The 20,226-nt window shown below is 67.2% G+C and carries 22 protein-coding genes; 8 read left to right on the plus strand and 14 right to left on the minus strand.

Features of this window, described 5'->3' with window-relative positions:
- Positions 1–7: 7 nt before the first annotated feature.
- Positions 8–406: a globin family protein gene (locus ACQY8M_RS05390; RefSeq protein WP_428669630.1), complete on the minus strand. Its 399-nt coding sequence runs from the start codon at positions 404–406 to the stop codon at positions 8–10.
- A 93-nt stretch (positions 407–499) separates the two neighbouring features.
- Between ACQY8M_RS05390 and ACQY8M_RS05395 the strand changes: the two genes are divergently transcribed.
- On the plus strand, positions 500–883 hold the full coding sequence (locus ACQY8M_RS05395; protein WP_428669632.1) for a hypothetical protein: 384 nt from the start codon (positions 500–502) through the stop codon (positions 881–883).
- Positions 884–885: 2 nt separating this feature from the next.
- Here ACQY8M_RS05395 and def read toward each other — a convergent pair whose 3' ends face one another.
- Positions 886–1,467, minus strand: a complete 582-nt coding sequence (gene def, locus ACQY8M_RS05400; RefSeq protein ID WP_428669634.1) for a peptide deformylase — start codon at positions 1,465–1,467, stop codon at positions 886–888.
- A gap of 40 nt (positions 1,468–1,507) precedes the next feature.
- Positions 1,508–2,422 (minus strand): acetylglutamate kinase, encoded by a 915-nt coding sequence (gene argB / locus ACQY8M_RS05405; RefSeq protein WP_428669636.1) that lies wholly within the window; start codon positions 2,420–2,422, stop codon positions 1,508–1,510.
- Between the two features lie 119 nt (positions 2,423–2,541).
- Between argB and ACQY8M_RS05410 the strand changes: the two genes are divergently transcribed.
- Positions 2,542–3,213, plus strand: a complete 672-nt coding sequence (locus ACQY8M_RS05410; protein WP_428669638.1) for a 2OG-Fe(II) oxygenase — start codon at positions 2,542–2,544, stop codon at positions 3,211–3,213.
- A gap of 34 nt (positions 3,214–3,247) precedes the next feature.
- On the opposite strand, the gene yihA is transcribed toward ACQY8M_RS05410, so the two are convergent.
- From yihA to rpmH, 5 genes are all read right to left on the minus strand, one after another.
- The gene (yihA, locus tag ACQY8M_RS05415; protein WP_428669640.1) at positions 3,248–3,898 is read right to left on the minus strand and encodes a ribosome biogenesis GTP-binding protein YihA/YsxC; all 651 of its coding nucleotides are present in this window, start codon (positions 3,896–3,898) and stop codon (positions 3,248–3,250) included.
- A complete protein-coding gene (yidC, locus tag ACQY8M_RS05420) occupies positions 3,898–5,730 on the minus strand; it encodes a membrane protein insertase YidC (protein WP_428669642.1) in 1,833 nt (610 codons plus the stop codon). Before yidC ends, yihA begins: the two co-directional genes overlap by 1 nt.
- Positions 5,731–5,732: 2 nt before the next feature.
- A complete protein-coding gene (gene yidD, locus ACQY8M_RS05425; RefSeq protein WP_428669644.1) occupies positions 5,733–6,038 on the minus strand; it encodes a membrane protein insertion efficiency factor YidD in 306 nt (101 codons plus the stop codon).
- Positions 6,035–6,325: a ribonuclease P protein component gene (gene rnpA / locus ACQY8M_RS05430; protein WP_428669646.1), complete on the minus strand. Its 291-nt coding sequence runs from the start codon at positions 6,323–6,325 to the stop codon at positions 6,035–6,037. Before rnpA ends, yidD begins: the two co-directional genes overlap by 4 nt.
- A gap of 91 nt (positions 6,326–6,416) precedes the next feature.
- Positions 6,417–6,551, minus strand: a complete 135-nt coding sequence (gene rpmH / locus ACQY8M_RS05435) for a 50S ribosomal protein L34 (protein ID WP_085934982.1) — start codon at positions 6,549–6,551, stop codon at positions 6,417–6,419.
- 222 nt (positions 6,552–6,773) lie between these two features.
- On the opposite strand from rpmH, the gene ACQY8M_RS05440 reads away from it, so the two are divergent.
- Positions 6,774–7,400 carry a glutathione S-transferase family protein gene (locus tag ACQY8M_RS05440; protein WP_428669648.1) on the plus strand — a complete coding sequence of 209 codons (627 nt, stop codon included), beginning with the start codon at positions 6,774–6,776 and terminating at the stop codon, positions 7,398–7,400.
- Between the two features lie 54 nt (positions 7,401–7,454).
- Entirely contained in the window at positions 7,455–8,888 is a 1,434-nt protein-coding gene (locus tag ACQY8M_RS05445; protein WP_428669651.1) for a sensor histidine kinase, read from the plus strand.
- Positions 8,889–8,894: 6 nt separating this feature from the next.
- On the opposite strand, the gene ACQY8M_RS05450 is transcribed toward ACQY8M_RS05445, so the two are convergent.
- Positions 8,895–9,650: a DUF1499 domain-containing protein gene (locus tag ACQY8M_RS05450; protein ID WP_428669653.1), complete on the minus strand. Its 756-nt coding sequence runs from the start codon at positions 9,648–9,650 to the stop codon at positions 8,895–8,897.
- Between the two features lie 69 nt (positions 9,651–9,719).
- Between ACQY8M_RS05450 and yddG the strand changes: the two genes are divergently transcribed.
- Positions 9,720–10,601, plus strand: coding sequence for an aromatic amino acid exporter YddG (gene yddG, locus ACQY8M_RS05455; RefSeq protein WP_428669655.1), 882 nt, complete (start codon positions 9,720–9,722; stop codon positions 10,599–10,601).
- Between the two features lie 60 nt (positions 10,602–10,661).
- Here the strand turns inward: yddG and ACQY8M_RS05460 are convergent, their stop codons facing one another.
- Positions 10,662–11,282 (minus strand): glutathione S-transferase, encoded by a 621-nt coding sequence (locus tag ACQY8M_RS05460; protein WP_428669657.1) that lies wholly within the window; start codon positions 11,280–11,282, stop codon positions 10,662–10,664.
- A 9-nt stretch (positions 11,283–11,291) separates the two neighbouring features.
- Positions 11,292–12,389, minus strand: coding sequence for a malate/lactate/ureidoglycolate dehydrogenase (locus tag ACQY8M_RS05465; RefSeq protein ID WP_428669659.1), 1,098 nt, complete (start codon positions 12,387–12,389; stop codon positions 11,292–11,294).
- Positions 12,390–12,610: 221 nt separating this feature from the next.
- Between ACQY8M_RS05465 and ACQY8M_RS05470 the strand changes: the two genes are divergently transcribed.
- The 3 genes from ACQY8M_RS05470 to ACQY8M_RS05480 all read left to right on the plus strand — a co-directional run bounded on the left by ACQY8M_RS05470 (position 12,611) and on the right by ACQY8M_RS05480 (position 17,613).
- On the plus strand, positions 12,611–14,122 hold the full coding sequence (locus tag ACQY8M_RS05470) for an IS4 family transposase (protein WP_428669661.1): 1,512 nt from the start codon (positions 12,611–12,613) through the stop codon (positions 14,120–14,122).
- 106 nt (positions 14,123–14,228) lie between these two features.
- The gene (locus ACQY8M_RS05475; RefSeq protein ID WP_428669663.1) at positions 14,229–16,580 is read left to right on the plus strand and encodes a DUF3772 domain-containing protein; all 2,352 of its coding nucleotides are present in this window, start codon (positions 14,229–14,231) and stop codon (positions 16,578–16,580) included.
- Positions 16,555–17,613, plus strand: a complete 1,059-nt coding sequence (locus ACQY8M_RS05480; protein WP_428669665.1) for an alpha/beta fold hydrolase — start codon at positions 16,555–16,557, stop codon at positions 17,611–17,613. The genes ACQY8M_RS05475 and ACQY8M_RS05480 overlap by 26 nt, the downstream gene beginning before the upstream one ends.
- Before the next feature lie 4 nt (positions 17,614–17,617).
- On the opposite strand, the gene ACQY8M_RS05485 is transcribed toward ACQY8M_RS05480, so the two are convergent.
- The 3 genes from ACQY8M_RS05485 to ACQY8M_RS05495 are packed head-to-tail and all read right to left on the minus strand — an operon-like array spanning position 17,618 to position 20,225.
- Positions 17,618–17,938, minus strand: coding sequence for a DUF3325 domain-containing protein (locus tag ACQY8M_RS05485; RefSeq protein WP_428669667.1), 321 nt, complete (start codon positions 17,936–17,938; stop codon positions 17,618–17,620).
- Between the two features lie 14 nt (positions 17,939–17,952).
- Positions 17,953–18,660 carry a DUF4198 domain-containing protein gene (locus ACQY8M_RS05490; RefSeq protein WP_428669669.1) on the minus strand — a complete coding sequence of 236 codons (708 nt, stop codon included), beginning with the start codon at positions 18,658–18,660 and terminating at the stop codon, positions 17,953–17,955.
- The gene (locus tag ACQY8M_RS05495) at positions 18,657–20,225 is read right to left on the minus strand and encodes a PepSY-associated TM helix domain-containing protein (protein WP_428669671.1); all 1,569 of its coding nucleotides are present in this window, start codon (positions 20,223–20,225) and stop codon (positions 18,657–18,659) included. Before ACQY8M_RS05495 ends, ACQY8M_RS05490 begins: the two co-directional genes overlap by 4 nt.
- Position 20,226: the final 1 nt, after the last annotated feature.

Here is a 20,226-nt window from a genome sequence, read left to right on the forward strand (position 1 = left end):
CCTGCCGTCAGCCGTTCGTCATCACGCCGGCAAGCGCGGTATAGGCTTCGGTCCAGGCCGCCTTGGTCTCCGGCGTGAAATCGGGGCCGAGGCCCTTCTCCAGAGTCCATAGCAAAGCGGCGCCGACCGGCGCGTACTGATCGGCGGTGACGCCATAGCCCTTGTGGCGCTGGCCGAGCGCCTGCACGGCGGGCAGGATCGTATCGAGCTTGTGCAGGTTGGTGACGGCGGTCGCCAGCATGGCCATCAGCTTCTTCTTCTGCTCGGCCATGTCCTGCGGAAAGAGCGCGCGGGTCTGCGGCGCGGTCTCGAACAGGCGATCGTAGAACAAATCGGCTGCGGTGCCGGCGATCGGCACGACCTTCTGGAAGCTGGCCTGCACCAGGGTGATCTGCTCGGGCGTCATCGGCTCTCTCCGGCGGGTTGAGTTGCCGAATGCCGTGCAATCTTGGTGCCGTTCGGGCAGACTGTCGGGGCTGCTTTTGGAGTGAGGCAAAGCATGCCATTGAAATGGGAGATTTCGCATCGGGAGCGCCGCGTCACCATCGTCGCGGAGGGCTTCATCCCGGTCGAGGAAGTCGAGGAATACTACGACGCGATCGTCGCTGCCGACGCGCTGTCCTACGCCAGGCTGTTCGACGCCAGAGGCCTCGACGACAAGCATGCCAGCGACGAGGATTTCATGCGGTTCGGTGCCCGCATGAGCGCCTATGCGGGACAGTTCAAGTTCGGCCCGATCGCCTTCGTGGTCACGTCGCCGGGCGTACACGACGTCATCCGGCGGTGCCTGAACCTTGCTCCCGCCGACCGGCCGATGAAGATATTCTCGAGTGTCGCGCGCGCGGAGGTCTGGTTGCACATGCACCGCGAGGTGCCGGCCTGACTTTAGGCCTCGGCGGCCTCTTCCTTCGCCGTCATCTTGAGCTTGGGCGCGGGCTTGCCCTCGGCCTCCTCGCGCTCCTTCTCCTTCCGCGCCTTAAGGAGCTTGCGCAGGATCATGTTGCGCTTGAGCGAGGAGATGTGGTCGATGAACAGGATGCCGTCGAGATGGTCGATCTCGTGCTGCACGCAGGTTGCCAGCAGGCCCTCGCAGGCCAGTTCCTTCGTCTCGCCGTCGCGGTCGAGGTAGCGCACAGTCACCCTGGCCGGACGCGCCACGTCGGAATAGTGCTCGGGCACCGACAGGCAGCCTTCCTCATAGGTCACGTCCTCGTCGGAGACCTCGACGATCTCGGGGTTGGCCATGCAGAGCGGGCCAGTCTTGACGTCCTCGCGGTCGATATCGAGCACAACGACCCGCTTCAGCTCGCCGATCTGCGGCGCGGCCAGGCCAATGCCGGGGGCCGCGTACATCGTCTCCAGCATGTCGTCCATGAGCTGGCGCACCTCGGCGTCGACCGCAGCGACGGCTGCGGCCTTCTTCTTGAGGCGCGGATCGGGTGCTGTGAGGATGGTCCGGAGTGCCATTCTGCTTAAATATGCAAGGAAATCAGCAGTTTCAAGCCAATCAGACGCGCTTCACCATGGTCCCCACGCCGGCCTCAGTGAAGACCTCAAGCAGCAGGCAGTGCGGTACCCGTCCGTCCATGATGACCGCCGCCTCGACACCGCGGTTCACGGCATCGATGCAGTTCTCGACCTTGGGGATCATGCCGCCGGAGATCGTACCGTCGGCGATCAGCGCGCGGGCCTTTTCGACGCTCATCTCGGGGATCAGCTTGCCTTCCTTGTCGAGCACGCCCGGCACGTCGGTCAGGAACAACAGCCGCTTGGCCCTCATCGCGCCTGCGATCGCGCCGGCCGAGGTATCGGCATTGATGTTGTAGGTGAGCTCGTCGTCGACACCGAAGCCGATCGGCGCCACCACCGGGATCACGTCGGCCTTGCGCAGCTGCTCAAGCACCATGACGTTGATCTTGGCCGGCTCGCCGACCTGCTTGAGATCGACCTTGAGCAGCTCACCTGTCCGCGGATCGCGCATCTCGGTCACCTTGGTGGCCAGGATCAAGTTGCCGTCCTTGCCACAGATGCCGACGGCGATGCCGCCGCATTCGTTGATGTCCGCCACGATCGCCTTGTTGATCGAGCCGGCCAGAACCATCTCGACGATTTCCATCGTCGCCGCGTCGGTCACCCGCAGGCCGTTCACGAACGTGCTCTTCAGCCCTACCCTTTCCAGCATCTTGTTGATCTGCGGGCCGCCGCCGTGGACCACGATGGGGTTCATGCCGACCTGCTTCATCAGCACGATGTCGCGTGCCACCAGGTCGCCGAGCTTCGGATCTGTCATGGCATGGCCGCCGTACTTCACGACGAAGGTCGCGTCGTTGTGGCGTCGCATGTAGGGCAGCGCCTTGGAGATCGTCTCCGCCATGCGGATGAGCCGCTTCTGCTCCTTGTCGGACTGGACCGGCTCGGCCATTTCACTGCTTCCCAAGTTGCGCAAAAGCCCCCTCCCGGAGCGGAAGGGGGCTAAAGCGGCATCATATATCAGGCGGGCGGCGGATAGAAGAAGCCGGGCAAGCGCGGCAGGATGTCCTGATGTTCGACAGCGGAAATCTCACCGATCGCGGCTTCGCCGTGGCCCGCAGCCTGATCGGGCCCGACGACTGCCGGGCGCTGGCGGGGTTGTGGCCCGACCCGTCACATTTCCGCAAGCATATCGTCATGCAGCGCCACGGCTACGGGCAGGGCGAGTACCAGTATTTCACCTACCCGCTGCCCGCAGCGGTCGAGCGGCTGCGCCAGGCGCTGTATCCCGAGCTGGCGGCCGTGGCCAACCGCTGGAACGAGGTGCTCGGAATCGAGCGGCGCTTTCCACCAACCTTGAAGGGTTGGCTCGGCGAGTGCCATGCCGGCGGCCAGAAGCGGCCGACACCGCTGCTGCTGCGGTACGGGCCGGGCGACTACAACTGCCTGCATCGCGATCTCTACGGCGAGCTGGTCTTCCCGCTGCAGGCCACCGTGCTGCTGAGCCAGCCCGGCCGTGACTTCGAGGGCGGCGAGTTCATGCTGGTCGAGCAACGTCCGCGCATGCAGTCGCGCGGCGAGGTCGTGCCGCTGCAGCAGGGCGACGCCGTGCTGTTCGCGGTCAACCAGCGCCCCGCGAAGGGCACGCGCGGCTGGCACCGCACTGCCATGCGCCACGGTGTCTCCAGTCTGCAGGACGGTGAGCGCTTCACCCTCGGCATCATCTTCCACGATGCGACGTGAGCTTCGCTCAGGACGACCGGGAGAGGACGCCCACTCAGCCGGTCGCAACGGCGAGGATTTCCGCCCTGAGCTCGGGGATGCCGAAGCCAGTCTCGCTGCTGGTCGGCAGCACGACGGGATGCGCGCCGACATGCTTGCGCGCCACCTCTTCCGCCATCGCGACGGCGCGGGGAATGCCGCCATGCTTGAGATAGTCGGTCTTGGTCAGGATGAGCTGGTACGAGACCGCGGCCGCATCGAGGTTCTTCATCGTCTCGCGATCGCTGTCCTTCACGCCGTGGCGCGAATCGATCAGCAGGCAGACGCGCTTGAGCGTCGGGCGGCCGCGCAGGAAGGCCGAGGCGAGGTCCTGCCAGGTCTCCTTCATCGAGCGCGACACCTGCGCGAATCCGTAGCCCGGCAGGTCGACCAGGGTGAGCCGGTCGCCGAGATTGAAGAAATTGATCTGCCGTGTGTGTCCCGGACTCGACGAGGTGCGGGCGAGCGTGCGCCGGCCGGTTAGCGCATTCACCAGGCTTGACTTGCCGACGTTGGAGCGGCCCGCGAAGGCGACCTCGGGCAGCGAGATCGGGATCAGCGATTCGAACGACGCCGCACCGGCCACGAATTCGCAGGGACCGGCGAACAGCCGGCGCGCCGCGTCGATCTCGGCAGGCGATCGTCCCTTTGCCTCCTGAGGAGGCATCAGCCCTTCTTCTTACCCTTCTTGCCGCCGCTGCCGCCGCCGCCATTGGCGGGAACCGGCGTCGGCGTCGTCGCCGGCAGCGCCACATTGGGTTGCGCCTTGCCGCCGATCGGGGCTCCGTGCTTGCGCATGATGTAATACTGCTGAGCGATCGACAGCGTGTTGCTCCACGCCCAGTAGATCACCAGCCCGGCCGAGAACGGCGCCAGCATGAAGGTGAACATGATCGGCAGGAACTGGAACACGCGCGCCTGCACCGGGTCGGTAGGCGCCGGGTTCAGCTTCTGCTGCAGATACATGGTCACACCCATAATCAGCGGCCAGATGCCGATGTTGAAGAAGTGCAGGAACTCCGGCACCTGCCAATGGAACAGGCCGAAGCCGGTCAGGATGGTGAGCGGATCGGGTGCGCTGAGATCCTTGATCCAGCCGAAGAACGGCTGATGGCGCATCTCGATCGTGGTGTAGAGCACCTTGTAGAGCGCGAAGAACACCGGAATCTGCACCACGATCGGCAGGCAGCCCGCCGCCGGGTTGACCTTCTCGCGGCGATAAAGCTGCATCAGCTCCTGGTTCATCCGCTGCTTGTCCTCGCCGTAGCGCGCCTTGAGCTTCTCCATCTCCGGCTGCAGGCGCTTCATCTTGCTCATCGCCGCATAGGACTTGTTGGCGAGCGGGAAGAAGATCGCCTTCACGATCACGGTCAGGATCAAAATCGAGACGCCGAAGTTGCCGAGTTGCACATAGAGCCACTCGAGCACCCAGAACATCGGCTTGGTGAGGAACCAGAACCAGCCCCAGTCGATCGTCAGGTCGAAGCGGTCAATGCCGAGGTTCTCGCGATAGGCGTCGATCACGCGCACGATCTTGGCACCGGCGAAGAGGTGCGATTCATAGCTGCCGGACGCACCCGGGGCGATGGTCACGCCCGGTCCGACATAGTCGACCTGGAACTTGATGTTGGGTCCGGCACCCGTCCCCTTGAACGTCGCGTCGACCTTGACCTTCTGGTCGGGCACCAGAGTCGCCATCCAGTACTTGTCGGTGATGCCTGCCCAGCCGCCCGTGCTCGACAACTTCTGGCTCTTGTTGTCCTTGAAGTCGGAGTAGCCAAACTCCTTCAGGCTGCCGTTGAACACGCCGTAGGGACCTTCATGGAGCACATAGGTGCCCTCGGCCTTGGGCTCGCCGTAGCGTACGACGAGGCTCCAGGGGAACAGCGTCACCGGCTTGTCGGTCTTGTTCTCCACGCTCTGCTTGACCGCGAACATGAAGTGCTCGTCGATCGAGATATCGAGCGCGAAGATCAGGCCGCCGCCATTGTCCCAGGTGAGGCGCACCGGCTTGCCGGGCTCGACCGTGCTCTTGTCGGCGGTCCACAGCGTGTCCGGCCCCGGCACCTTTACCGCCGGATCGGACGAAGACCAGCCGAACTCGGCGTAGTAGGGATGGGCCACGCCGACCGGCGACAGGACAGACACCGGCGGGCTCTTGGGATCGAGCTCCTCGCGATGCTTGGCCAGCTCCACATCGTCGATGCGGGCGCCCTTGAGCGCGATCGAGCCGAGCAGCTCGGGCGTGCTGAAAGTCACGCGCGGCGAGGCTGCCAGCGCTTCGGCTCGGCTCAGCACCTGCTGGACGGCAGGAGCGCCGGGCGAAGGAGCGCCGGGCGCGCTCGGCGCGGTGCCCGCACCGCCCGCCGGCGCGTTCGGAGCGGTCGTCTGGCTGGCCTGCTGTTGCGGCGGCGTGGGCTTGGCCGGGAACAGCGTCTGCCAGCCCATGATGATGACCACCGAGAGCACGATGGCGACGATGAAGTTCTTCTGGTCCATTTTCAGGCGCGCTCGGCGGGATGGCAGGAAAGGGGCGAAGGCGGCACCGGGTCATAGCCGCCCGCGGTCCACGGACCGCAGCGGCATAGACGATGCGCGGCGAGGAAGCTGCCCTTCATGGCGCCATGGCGCGTCACTGCCTCGGCCGCATAGGCCGAGCAGGACGGTTCGTATCGGCAGGCGCCGACAAAGAAGTAGGCGAGCGTCAGCTGGTAGAGACGGATCGCCCCGCGCAGGAGCAGGGAAAGCATGCGGCCCGGAAACTGGCGATTCACCGGCGCGGGCGCAAGCCATGGATTCAGGGTCATGGCGTCGCGACGGCGAGCGCCTTCAGCCGTTTGAGCGCCTCGACCAGCTCCTGGCGCAGGACGGCGAAGTCACGCACCAAGGCGCCCTGGCGGCCGACCAGCACATAATCCAGGTCGGGCCGGGCCTGCTCCGGGATGACCATGCGGGCGATTTCGCGCAGTCGGCGGCGCACCCGGTTGCGGGCGACGGCATTGCCGACCTTCTTGCTGACCGTGAAGCCGACCCGGACGACAGGCGGCGGCCGATCGGCCGGGACCGGGGCGGCCTGGAGGACGAAGCCGGGCATGGCGCAGCGGCGTCCGGCCTGGACGCGCAAGAAATCCCGGCGATTTGGCAGTCGCCCGGGGCGGACCGGCGCCACGGGCTGGTGGCCCGGGCTAGGCCGACAGGCGCTTGCGGCCCGAGCGGCGACGGTTGGCGATGACCTTGCGGCCGCCGACCGTTGCCATCCGCGACCGGAAGCCATGCCGGCGCTTGCGGATCAGCTTGCTGGGCTGATACGTGCGTTTCATGACGCAACTCCTCCAAATACAAGGCCCCCGCGCTGGCGCCGGGGGCTGAATTCCGTGGGCGAGGGTAATAGTCGCGGGGGCAGGCGGAGTCAATGTTACCCACCGCTCCTTTATGAGCCCACGTCGAAAACGTCATGCTCTTCCGGACCGCGAGCTTCCAGCTCGCTCAAGCTCATGAGCGAGCTGGAAGCTCGCGGTCCGAAAGAGCATGAGATACAGCCTATGCTCCTCGTCCTGCACGGTTACCGCTACAGCGTCTATCTCCGCATCGTCCGGCTCACCTTGGCCGAGAAAGGCGTGGGCTACGATCGGGTGGAGGTCAATCCGTTCGCGCCCGATGTGCCGGCGTCCTATCTGGCGCTGCATCCGTTCGGCCGGGTGCCCGCCCTGGTCCACGACGGCTTCGTGCTCTACGAGACCGGCGCCATCACCCGCTATATCGACCGCGCCTTTCCGGGTCCGGCGCTGCAGCCGACCGGGCCGCAGGCCCTGGCGCGGATGGACCAGATCGTCGCCATCGTCGATTCCTACGGCTACTGGCCGATGGTGCGGCAGGTCTTCTCCCAGGGAGTGTTCCGGCCACGGCTCGGCCAGCCGGGCGACGTCACCGAGGTCGAGCGCGGCCTTGCTGCTTCCGCCAAGGTGATGGCGGCTCTCGAGCCGCTGATCACCGAGGCGGGACCGACGCTGGCCGACCTCCACCTCGGCGCAATGATGGCCTACTTTACCTTGGCGCCCGAAGGCGCCGCGCTGCTGCAGCGGTACGAGCGGCTCGCCGCCTGGTGGGCCGCGCTGTCGGCGCGGCCGAGCTTCGCCGCCACCGATCCCGGCCTGCCGCCGCCTGCCTGAAGAGTTGATGGCCCCCGGCTAGGCCCGACCGGCCGGGTCCGGTAAGGTCCGGCCATGCCCGCCGCCGTCTCCCTCCGCGCCGGAACCAGTCCGCTTGCCCGGCGGTTCGCGACCTTCGGCCTGTCATGGCGGATCCTCGGGCTGGTGATCGCAGCGGTGATGACCGCCGAGCTGCTGCTGTTCCTGCCCTCGATCGCGCGCTTCCGGCTGGTCTATCTCGAGCAGCTTATCGAGAGCGGCACCTTGGCCGCCCTGGCGCTCGACGCCACACCCGACAACATGGTGACCGACGAGGTCAAGCGCGCCCTGCTCAACCACGCCCGTGTCGACGCCGTGATACTGGCCGAGCCCGACAAGCCGCGCCGCAGGCTGCTCAACATCGCACCACGGCCCGATATGCCGACCTTCAACCTCAAGGAGCGCGGCGCGCTCGGCCTGATCTGGGATGCGCTGGCGGCCATGACGCGCGACGGCGCCTACTACACGCGGATCGGCGGCGAATCGATGCGGCTGCCGCGCGCGATGGTCTGGATCGTGGTCGACGAGCTGCCGATGCGCATCGCAATGTACGACTACAGCGTACGCGTGCTGGTGCTGTCGATCATCATCGCGCTGTTCACCGCGGCGCTGCTCTACCTCGCGCTGCGCTGGCTGGTGATCCGGCCGCTGCAGCATCTGTCGGCCGACATGGTGGCCTTCCGCCGCGATCCCGAGGAGGCACGCAGCGACCGGCTGCGGGCCGAGCGCAACGATGAGATCGGCGTGGTCGACCGCGAGTTCCAGAGCCTGCAGCGCGAACTGCGCGCTTCACTGCGCCAGAAGTCGCGGCTGGCCGAGGTCGGCGCGGCGTCGAACAAGATCAACCACGATCTGCGCAACATCCTGTCGACCGCGCGGCTATTGTCGGACCGCCTCGCCAGCAGCAACGACGAGCGCACACGCAATCTCGCCCCGACCATCATGAAGACCATCGACCGCGCGACGCGGCTGGCGAGCGAGGCGATCGAATATGTGCGCGACCTCCCGACGCCTCGGCTCGAGGCGTTCGATCTCACCGACCTGGTCGACGAAGTCGGCGTCACCCTGCAGGAGCAGGGCGAGGACGCCGATCCCAACCTGCTGCGCAATTGGGTCAACGCGCTGAACGGCGAGTGCAAGGTGCGTGCCGACCGCGACCTGCTCTATCGCCTGTTCATCAATCTCGGCCGCAACGCCTTCGATGCCGGCGCCAGCACGGTGACGGTGCGGACGCAGAACGGCGGCGCCTATCTGCTGGTCGATGTGACCGACAATGGTCCGGGCGTGCCCAAGCACGTCACCGAGCAGCTCTTCAAGCCCTTCACCACCGGCGGTCGCGCCGGTGGCGCGGGCCTCGGCCTCGCCATCGCCCGCGATCTGGTACGCTGCCACGGCGGCGAGATCGCCATGACCGAGACCGGCCCCGAAGGCACGACCTTCCGCTTCACCTTGCCGGCAAGCGCGCACTGATCTTCCTCATTGCTCCGCGCGCAACTGCTCGGCGAATGCCCGGATACGCCGCGCGTTGGCGCCGAAATCGGACTCGCCGAGGCGGCTCTTGGAGCGGATGTCGACGCGGCTGCCGGTCGTGCCTTCGGTGCGGATGCGCACCACGATGTCGTCCTGGAGGCCGAACCAGTCGGTGGTGTCGACCGCCTCGAGCCGGCCCTCCGGCGGCGCGCGCGCCACGACCTCCCAGCCCAGCGCCATGGCAACGCGATCGACACGCTTGAAGGCTTCCGCGGGCGGCACGGCGAGCACGATCGGCACGATGTCGGGATAGGCCGTGCGCTGCTGCGCCGCTGCGCTCTCGCCTGGATAGGCCGCCGGATTGGCGGCACCTTTGCGCATCTGCAGGGTGACGACCATCGCCGGCGGCCGCGCGGGGTCGGTCGTGACGTCGTTGATGCGAGGCGCCGCGCGCGCCTGCAGCAGCCATTGCGCGGGCGACCAGGCCGCGGCGACGCCGATCACCAGCGCCAGGACGGCCGCCACGAAGCCGCGTCGCCGCTCGCCCGGCCGCGTCGGCACGACGGTCGCGAGCCCAAGCGCGATCGCGGCAGTGGCGGCATAGAAGCCGTAACGGAAGACGATCAACACGAGGTCGAGGTCGATGCCGAGAAAACGGTGCGCCGGGCCGCAGGCCGCGACAGTCAGCGCCGCCGCGCAGGCGAGGAAGAAAGCGAAGCGCGCGAGACGGTGACTTACCGGGTTTGTCGGTCGACTGAACATGCCCTCTGCTGTCTTGTCATCGTAACCGGCCCTATCGACAGATGCGACCGGGTTGTCTATGCGGCGCGTATGACAATAGCCACCGCCGAACGGCGACAGGCGATGGCGGCGGGCCTGGGTGCCATCTCGCTCTGGGGAGCCCTCGCGACCCTTTCGGTCTTGGCCGGCCCGATCCCACCCTTCCAGATGGTGGCCATGACGTTCGCCATCGGTGCGGCGATCGGCATCGTGCGAGCCCGCGCGCGCGGCCTCGCCTGGATCGAACTGGTGCGCTGGCCGGTCAAGGTCTGGCTCCTGGGGGTGGGCGGGCTGTTCGGTTACCACGCGCTTTATTTCGCCGCCTTGCAACTTGCACCGCCGGCCGAGGCCAACCTGGTGAATTATCTGTGGCCGTTGCTGATCGTGCTGCTGTCCGCGCCGCTGGCCGGCGAACGTCTCGGCTGGCCGCACCTCGTGGGGGCATTGCTGGGCTTCGCCGGCGTCGCCCTGCTCGCCGCCGGCCGCGGCGTCAGCTTCGCCGGCAGCCATGCCCTGGGCTATGCACTGGCACTGGGCTGCGCCTTCGCCTGGTCGCTCTACTCCGTGCTGTCGCGCCGCTTCGGCGAAACCCCGACCGATGCCATCGCCTCCTTCTGTTCCGCCGCCGCGATCCTGTCGCTCGCCTGTCACCTGCTGTTCGAGCCGACCGTCTGGCCCGCGACGCCGACCGCCTGGCTCTCCGTCCTGGCGCTCGGCATCGGCCCGACCGGCGGCGCGTTCTACCTCTGGGACCATGCCGTGAAGCGCGGCGATATCCGGGCGCTCGGCGCTCTGAGCTATGCCGCGCCGATCCTGTCGACGGCGCTGCTCGTGATGTGCGGCCTCGCGCCGCCGACCGTCACGCTCCTCATCGCCGCCCTCCTCGTCACCGCCGGCGCCGTGCTGGCCTCGCGCGAGATGTGGAAGCGTTAAAGGCTGGGAGAGAAGCGAAGAGCCGGCGCGATGATCTCGTCGGCGGTCACGCCCGGCCGGTCACACCGGCGGCGGGGCGGTCGACTTGATCGACGGGATCTTCGATGTGGCGGCGAACCACTTGCCGAGCTTGGGATACCTGTCGCGCCAGCCCATGTCGACGAAGCGCAGATCGAGATAGCCGAGCGCGCAGGCGATCGAGATGGTGCCGATGGTGAGCTTGCCCTTGAGCGATTTCACCTCGGCCTCGAGCTGGGCGAGCACGCCGTTGATCTTCTTCATCTGGCCTTCGCTCCAGTCGGGCCAGCGCTTCTCCTCAGGCCGCAGCGCGCCTTCGTAGCGCGTCAGCAGTGCGGCATCGAGCAGCCCGTCGGCCATCGCCTGCTGGCGCAGCGCCATCCAGCGGTCGCGGCCCTTGCGTGGGAAGAGCTTGCGGCCCTTGTGCTGGCTGTCGAGATATTCGCAGATCACCGGCGAGTCGAAGAGGTCCATGCCCTTGACCGAGAGTGCGGGGATCTTGCCGATCGGATTGTGCTTGTCGACGTCGGCATTGGCCGCGACCGGTGTCAGCGCGACGTTCGCCATCTCGATCTTCTTGTCGAGCCCGGTCTCGATCGCCACCACCCGGACCTTCCGCGCATACGGCGACGACGGCGAGTAGTAGAGCTTCATCTTGGCCATGATCGTCTCCTAGGCGGCGACGCCGGGAATCTCGGTATCGTTGAGGCGGACCTTGCGCGCGACGTCGAGAAGCTGCTGCCAGGTCGTCCCGTCGATCGGCACGCCGTTCTTTTCGCGGTCGATCCTGCGGGCGCGCTCCGGCTCGCCCGGTGCCAGCACTTCGGGGACGCCCGGCCGCGGCTTGGCCGACTTCACCCAGGTGATGAAGGTCTCGACCTCGTCCTCGAACGCCTGGGTGCCGCCCATCGCCGCCGGATCGATGATGATCGACAGCATGTTGTTCACGATGTCGGTGCCTTCCCGGATGGTCGCCGGCGAATGGGTCTTGCCCCCGGTCAGCGCGCCGGCCAGCAGATCGCAGATCACGGCCAGCCCGCCGCCCTTGTGCAGCCCGAACGGCAGGATGGCACCGTAGGGCGGATTGTACATCACGCCCGGTTCCGTGGTGTCGACGCCGGCCGCGTCGATCAGCAGACCGGGCTCCATCTGGATCTGCTTGTTGTTGGCGACCCGGACCTTGCCCATCGCCACCTGGCTGGTCGCGAAGTCGAGCACGATCGGCTCCTTGCCCTTGCGCGGCACGGCCGTGCAGTAGGGGTTGGTCGAGTAGCGCGGCTCGGCGCCGCCGAACGGCGCGACGAGCGACTTGTGGCCGTGAACATTCACCCAGTGGGTGCTGACCATACCGGCCCGCGCACACTGCTCGGCCCAATGACCGATGCGTCCGATGTGATGCGCATTGGTGAGACCGATGACGCAGACGCCGTGCTTTTTCGCCCGCTCGATGCCGATATCCATCGTCTCCTTGGCAACGACCTGGCCGTAGCCCACGCCGCCGTCGATCACGACCACTGCACCATTATCCTTGATGATTTTTGCATGATGGTTACGGATGCAGCGGCCGGTCGTGGTGTTCTGGATATAGGCCGGCATCATGCCGACGCCGTGACTGTCGTGACCGTACAGGTTGGCGAGGACCAGATGGTCTGCGACCAGCCGGGCCTCCGCCTCGGAACTGCCGTCGGCGCGGCAGATCGCCATGGTGAAAGCATGCAGCCGGTCGGGCGCAACGCGAACCTCACCCACCGTGCTCTTGCTGTCGGCCATGCCATTCACTCCCCTCAGACGGTTGATTTTCGGACTGCAAGGTTCCCCGGCCGAACCGCCGTGTCAACGGTCGGGCAGGAAGGCGCTGATAAACCACGGATATCAACGGCGGGCCGTGGTACCTAGCGGGCATGCGGAGGATCAAGGCTCGCAACGTTCCCTCCCCCACTTGCGGGGGAGGTGTCGGCGTCTTACGCCGACGGAGGGGGAGGGCGGCGGAGATGGTGCATCACGCCCCCTCCGTCGCGGATTACCGCGCCACCTCCCCCGATTACGGGCTATCGTATTCACACATCGTAGTTGCGCGGGAGGCAGAACGTCGATTCCCTGAAGCCGTTTTGGCGATGGGAGAAGTCGATGTCTGTTGTGGAGTACGGACTGGGGCGGTTTGGCGACCGCCGCCTGGAAAAAGGGGGGCCTGCCTGCACGCGGCTCTGGTTGGCGATCCTGGGTCTTGCATCCGTCGGCTTGGCGGCACGCGGGCCCGTGAGATTCAGTTCACCCGCTTTCTGCGCAACCGGTCGGTGACGGCCGGGGCGATGTCGCGGCACGCCGGTGCGCTGACGGCGCAGCGCGTCGCAGGGCGCGATGTTGTCGCGATCCAGGATACCAGCGAACTGGTGCTGGGCGGCCGTCGGGCCCGGCAGGCGGGCTATGGCGCGGTCGGCAAGGGCGGTGTGCTGAGCGGTTTGCTGCTTCATCCGGTGCTGGCAGTGGAAGCGGGGAGCGGCGGACTGCTCGGCCTGGTGTCGATGCAGGTGTGGAACCGCGGCCGGGCCGAGTTGGCGCCGCGGCGCCGACGGACGACGGCGGCCAAGGAGTCGCGTCGCTGGATCGAGGGAGCGCAGCAGGCCGGCGAGGTTCTGGCCGAGGCGCGCTGCATCACGGTGGTATCGGACCGCGAGAGCGACTTTTACGAGCTGTTCGCGCGCCGGCCGGCGAACGTGCATCTGATCGTGCGCGCCTGCCAGAACCGGCGGATCGAACGGCTGACCGAAGAGCCGGCGGACGGCTTGCTGTTCGGGATGATTGACGGCCAACCCGAGCAGGGCCGCTTCGCCACGACCATCCCGGCCGCCCCCGGACGAGCAAAGCGTCACGCTGAACTGGCCCTGCGCTTTGCGCCGGTGGCTCTGCGCCGGCCATTGCATGGCGCCGATCCGGCATTGCCTGCGACAGTCGGCCTGACGCTGGTCGATGTCCGCGAGATCTCGACACCGCCCGACGGCAAGCCGATACATTGGCGACTGCTGACGACCCATCCGGTCGCAGAGTGCGGCCAGGTACGGCGCGTCATTGACCTGTATCGCCAGCGCTGGACCATCGAGGAGTTCTTCCGCACCCTCAAGACCGCTGGCTTCGACATCGAAGACGCCGACATCGGCGAGCCGCAGGCCATGATCAACTTCGTCGCCGCCGCCACGATTGCCTCCGTAACAATCAAGCAACTCGTGCAGGCCCGCGACGGCAACACCGATCGACAGCTTGGCGATGCCTTCGATCCCGACGACCGGCCCATCCTCGAGGCCGTCTCGGCAAGGCTCGAAGGCAAGACTGCGCGCCAACGCAATCCCCATCCCACAGGCAGCTTGGCCTTCGCTGCTTGGGTCATCGCCCGCCTCGGCGGCTGGACCGGCTACTACGGTAAGCCCGGGCCAAAGCTCATGCGCATCGGTCTCGCAAAGTTCAACGACATCAAATACGGCACCACCCTCGGGCTTCGAAATGTGTGAATCCAACAGCGATTACGGGGGAGGGAAAAGAGGACGCCTCCTTCCCGTCCTTGCGTGCCTGCTATTCGCCTTTCTGAGCTTCGCGATCCCAGCGTCCGGGCAGACCGTGACGCCACCGCAGCGGCCGTTCTCGCAGCTCATCGAGCTGTGGACCCGCCAGCTCGACCGCATCGCCAACCGATCTGACCAGGAAAGCCTCGTGCCGGCGGAGATCGATGCCCTGCGCGAGCAGGCCTCGGATGTTCGCGCGGCGGCCTTTGCCGCGGCGGCCCTCGCGCGAAACGAGCTCGCCGACACCCGCAAGCTCCTGGCACCGCTGGAGGTCAAGCCGGGTCCCGACCAGGCGGCCGAAACCGATGACGTGAAGACCGAGCGCGGGCGGCTGACCGAACAGGCCACGATCAGCGAAAGCCGGGTCAAGCAATGCGAGGTCGTGATCGCGCGCGCCGACCAGCTGCTCGAGCGCCTGACCAAGCTGCGGGGGCAGGTCGTGCTGCAGACCCTGCTGCACAAGGATTCTTCGCCGCTGTCGCGGCAGGTCTGGAGCGGGCTGTGGCCGCAGTTCCTCGACGCGAGCAGCACCTTGTGGGCTGCCCTCACGGTCTGGAGCCGCGACGGCCCGCGGACTCTCACATCGGACGAGCGGGATCTTGCGCCACTGGCGATCTGGGCCCTGATCACGGCGGGCCTGTGGTGGGCCGGCCGCAGCCTTCGCCTCCGCTTTGGCCGCGCGCGCGCCGCGCTGCTCGGCCCGCACGACCGTACTATCGCCGCCGCCATCGATGGGCTCGGTCTGGTACTGGTGCCGATCCTCGCCGTCTGGCTGATCGGCCGGCTGCTGGTGGCGAGCCAGCCGCCCTCGCCGATCGACGTCCTGCTCCCGCACACGATCTCGAGCATCATCCTCGTGCTGCTGGTCGTCGGTCTCAGTGCGACATTGCTGGCGCCGAACCGGTCGACCCGCGTGCTCGACTTTACCGACTCGAGCGCCCAGCACCTATCGACCAGTCTGCGGCGGCTGATGATTGGCAGCACGAGCCTGGAGATCCTGTTCGTCGCCTTGACCCAGGGCGGCGAGCGGAGCGCCCTCGCGTCAGTCGCTGCCCTGGTGCTCGCCACCACAGTCGCCCTGCTCGCCCTCCCAGTCCTGGCCAACAAGGCCTGGCATGCCAGGGAAGCCGAGGGCGGGGAGGACCGCCCGGCACTGGTCGGCGGCCCCTGGTGGACCGCGTCGCGAGTCGTGCTGCGCGTCGCCATGCTCTCCGCGATCCTGTTCGCCCTGCTGGGCTATACGACGCTCGCCTCGCACATCCAGTCGGCACTGGCGAACAGCGGCCTGATGATCGTCGGCGCGCTGCTGGCGCATCGCGTCGTCGACGACCTGCTCGACACGATGGCCGCGCCGGACACCCCGACCGGCGCCTGGGTGCGCCGCGTCTTCGGGATGGCGTCGCACCAGGCGCTGTACGGCCAGCATATCGCGCTGCTGCTGTTCGACTGCCTGCTGGTATTGCTGCTCGCCTTCGGCCTGCCGCAGGCGTGGAATATCGACGTCGACGCCGTCGAGAGGGGCTTCGGCCAGTTGCTCTACGGCATCCGGATCGGCGGCGTCACCATCTCGCTCGCCAATCTCGGCATGGCGATCGTCACCTTCGCGGTGTGCCTGCTGCTGGCGCGGCTGGTGCGGGCCATCGTGCGCGATCGGGTGATGCCGACGGTCGAGGCGCCGATGCCGCTGCGCCAGTCGATAGATGCCGGCCTGAATTATGCCGGCGTGATCATCGCCGTGCTGGTCGGCATCGGCGCGCTGGGCATCGACTTCACCAACCTCGCGATCGTGCTGGGCGCGCTGTCGGTCGGCATCGGCCTCGGCCTGCAGAACATCGCCAACAACATCATCTCGGGCGTCATGCTGCTGATCGAGCGGCCGATCAAGGCCGGCGACTGGGTGTCGGTGACCGGCCACGAGGGCTTCGTGCGGCGCATCAACATCCGCGCCACCGAGATCGAGACCTTCCAGCGCACGCATGTCATCGTGCCCAACAGCGTCTTCCTGCAGAATCCGGTGATCAACCGGACCTACTCCGACACGTCGAGCCGGGTCGACATCCTGCTGACCGTCGGGCTCGGCACGGATGTCGCGAAGCTCGAGGCGATTCTGCGCGAGTCGGCGCTCAACCAGCCGCGCGTGCTGCGCGTGCCCCAGCCGATCATCCGATTCGCCCGGATCGCCCCGACCGGCCTCGAGTTCGAGCTGTTCGTCTTCGTGGCCAAGCTCGAGGACCGGCTGATCGTGAGCAACGACCTCAACCGCACGATCCTGGCCCGGCTGATCGAGGAGAAGATCGTCGATCCGAAGGCGGCGCCGGAATTCAAGCTGCGCGACCTCGACCGGCTGGCCGAAGTGCTGCGCGATAAGCCCGCGACCGACCATGCCGCCGCGCCGCAGCAGGGCTGAGGACCAGCGGCTTTCGCGCTGGCGGCATCTGCCGCTCGTGCTGCTGTTCGCGCTGGGCGGGCTGTCGGGCGTGGCGCTTTGGGCCTACGCGCCCGATCTGCCACGCAACTACCTGATCGAACGTTACGGCCAGCCGCCGTCGAGCTTCATCGACGTCGGCGGCACACATGTCCATGTCCGCGACGAGGGCAAGGCCGACGCCATGCCGCTGTTGCTGATCCACGGCTCGCTGGGCTCGCTGCATATGTGGGAGGGCTGGGTCGCCGAGCTCAGGGACCGCTACCGGCTGATCTCGGTCGATCTGCCGGGCCACGGCCTGACCGGCTCCTGGCCGCGCAGCGACTATACGATCGAGGCCTATACAGACTTCATCGAAGTGCTGGCCGACACGCTGCAGCTCGATCGGTTCGCCATCGCCGGCCATTCGATGGGCGGCGCCGTGGCCTGGAGCTTCGCGGCGACGCGGCCGGAGCGGGTCAGCCATCTGATCCTGGTCGACGCGTCCGCCTATCCGCCCGAAGGCGAAGCACCGCTGCGCACGCGACTCGCCCGCGCGCCGCTGATCGGCGACATCGGCATCTATTTCAAGCCGGACTGGATGCTGCGTCGGGCAATGACCGAGATCTACAGCGACCCGGCCTTGATCACGTCCGAGCGGGTGCGCCGCTTCGGCGAGCTGCAGCGCTTTCCCGGCAACAGGCCGGCCACCCTGCTGCGCGCACGCAGCCAGGACCCGCTCGACCCGACGCCGCTCAGGCGTCTCGACGTGCCGACTCTGATCATCTGGGGCGCTCAGGACCGCTGGGTACCGGTCGCCGACGCCTTCCGCCTCCAAGGCGACATCAAGGGCGCGAAGCTCGCAATCTTCGAGAAGCCCGGCCACGACCCGATGGAGGAGGACCCCAAAGGCACCGCCGCTGCCGTCGCCGCCTTCCTGCCGGCGACGCCCCCGCCGCCGCTACCGCAAGCTGCCCCGACACCCCCCGACAGCGACCAGATCGTGGCGCCGTCGGTGATCCCCGAAAAGGATTGAAGCGTTACGCGATGCGCTGGAGCGCGCGAACGACCGGACGCAGCCAGGCTGCGCGCCAGGCGAGAGTGGCAACGACGCAGAGCGCGGCGATTGTCAGCATGGCCACCCATAGCAGGCTGCCGAAGCTCGGGCCGTCGCGGAGCAAGGCGAGGCCCAGTGCGGCCAGCAGCAGGCCATAGCCCGCCGCACGCATCGGCATCGCAAGGCGCGCGGGACAGGTCTGCTTGCCGCCCGCCCGCAGCCAATGACGGTCCTGGCTGAGAGCCAGCAGCGCGAAGCCGAAGTAGGAAACCAGCGCGAGGGCGATCAGCAGGCCCGCCGCCATCGGTACCGCCGGGCTCAGTGAGGCTTGGCCGGCGGCGGCGGTGGCAGCGGCTCCAATCCCTGCGGCTGCATGACCGTCAGCGACGTGACGTAGTTCATCACATCATAGGCGTCCTCACCTCGCTTGCCCGGGGTCCGGTCGTTGTGATGCACTTCGAATACGTAGATGCCCTGCCACGGCAACGCGACTGCGAAGCTTCCGTCCTCTCCGGAGAGCGCCTCACGACCCCAGCCGGACGGCGTGATGACCTCGACTTTCGCCTTGGGCAGCGGCTTGCCCTTGAAGACGACCTGGAACCTGTTGCCGGCGATAGGCACCACGTCGAGATCCAGCACGCCGGCTCGTGGTGTGCGGTCACCGACCAACCGGGCGGCCGGCCAGTAGATTGAGCGAGTCGTCTTGCCGTCGCGGGTGCCGACGTACACCGGATAGCGGGTATCCTCGGCAATAATGCTATCGCCAGCGCCGGGCTTGCCCGGCACGGCAAAGCCGTCGGTGGTCTTGCGGACGTCGAGGGGACGCTCGCCGGCCGGCGTCACGAGCCTTGCTTTCGGCTCCATCTTGTCGAGAGTGCCCGGCGAGGCCTCGCGCAGATTCTCTCCGAACTCTCCGAAGAAGATCTTTGCGCCGCCATCGTCGGCTTCGATCCAGAGGTGATGCGCCGACACCGGCTGAACGGCGAACAGGGATGCCGCAACGGCGGCGGCGAAAAACGATCTCATGGCACTTGGCTCCCCACTGGATGATGCAGATGTCGGCGTTCGGGCGCGGCAGACAGCCGGTTCCGATGCAGGCGCCAGGCGGTGACGGCAGCCGCTGCGGCAGCCGCCAGCAGCATGAGGTCCATGCCGGCCACGGCGAGCTTCCCGTCGGCGAGCGCACGCGGGATGTGATCGCCTGTCGTGAGCGCATTCAGGATGACGGCCAACCCCGCAAGGCCTGCAGCGATCCAGCATTGCTCGCTCCAGGCAACACTGCCGCGCCGCCCCCAGCCGTGGGCGAAGGACAAGACCCAGACGGCGAAGAAGGCCCAGATCTCGAGTTCGTACCGGGCCGCACCCAGCCACGTCGCACCCGGCGGCAGGAGGCGATTGACGACGAAGAACGCCAGCGTTGCAACGACCAGTCCTGCCGTGCTGCCGACGGCAAGCCCCTCGACGAGCCGGAGGCTGGCAGCCTTGCCTGCCGCTTCGTGCGCCTTGCGGCGCGATTCGACCCAGAACAGGAAACCCGTAGCGATCAGCAGGCAGCCGAGCAGCCCCAGGCCGAAGAACAGCCAGCGCAGGGTCCAGTGCCGGAACTGCACGAAATGCAGGCCGGTGAGGTATTGCTGGAACTGCGAGGTGGGCCGGATCTGCGTGCGATGAAGCACGGTACCGGTCGCGGCATCGAAGTAGAACGGATCGGTGCGCATCTCGACCTCGCGCTCGATCGAGGGCCGCACCTCGACGTATGCATTGGCGTCGCCGTCGTAGAACACGCGCACCAGGCCGGGACCGAGCCCGTCCCATTCCTTGCGGGCGGTCTCGACCATCGCATCGAGCGAGGCGAGCGGCCCGCCTGGCTGGCCGAGCCGCGGACGGGAAAAGACATCGTAGGTCTCACGCACATAGCCCGCACGGCCGCCGTCGAAGGCGACCCAGACGCCTGACGGGAAATAAACCGAAGCCAGGATCGTCAGGCCGGTGAAGGCCATGACGATGTGGAAGACGAAGCCCAGCGCGCCGGCGCCGTTGTGGAGATCGAGCAGCAGGCGCTGCGGCTGGCGCGACCGGCGCAGGGTGAAGAAATCCGCGAAGATCTTGCGATGGATGATCACGCCCGAGACGCAGAGCGCCACCATCGCCGCGCCCGCGAAACCGACCAGCCAGATGCCGAGATTCCAGATCTTGATATGGAGCGAGTAGTGGAAGGGAAACAGGAACCGCGTGCCCGCCCAGCTCTCGGGCGCGGCCACGGGTTTCAGTGTCGCCGGATCGAAGAACCTGCGGTCGAAGCCGGTTCGCGCACGATAGCCGATCCACAGGAAGGGATCGCGCGGTGTCGGCAGCGCGATCGCCCAGGGGGCGGCGCGTGGCGAGAGCTTCGCCGCTTCCGCGCGCAATTCGTCGATGGAGACCGGCTCGCCCCCGTAGACCAGCCGCGTCGACGGGTTCATCCAGCGGTCGATCTCGCGGTCGAATACGCAGAGCGTGCCGGTCCAGACGATCGCGAACAGCAGAACGCCGACGACCAGGCCCGTCCAGGTATGCAACCAGTTCAGCGATTCCCTGAATGTCGCGCCCATG

The organism is Reyranella sp. (assembly GCF_965279465.1).
GTDB lineage: Bacteria > Pseudomonadota > Alphaproteobacteria > Reyranellales > Reyranellaceae > Reyranella.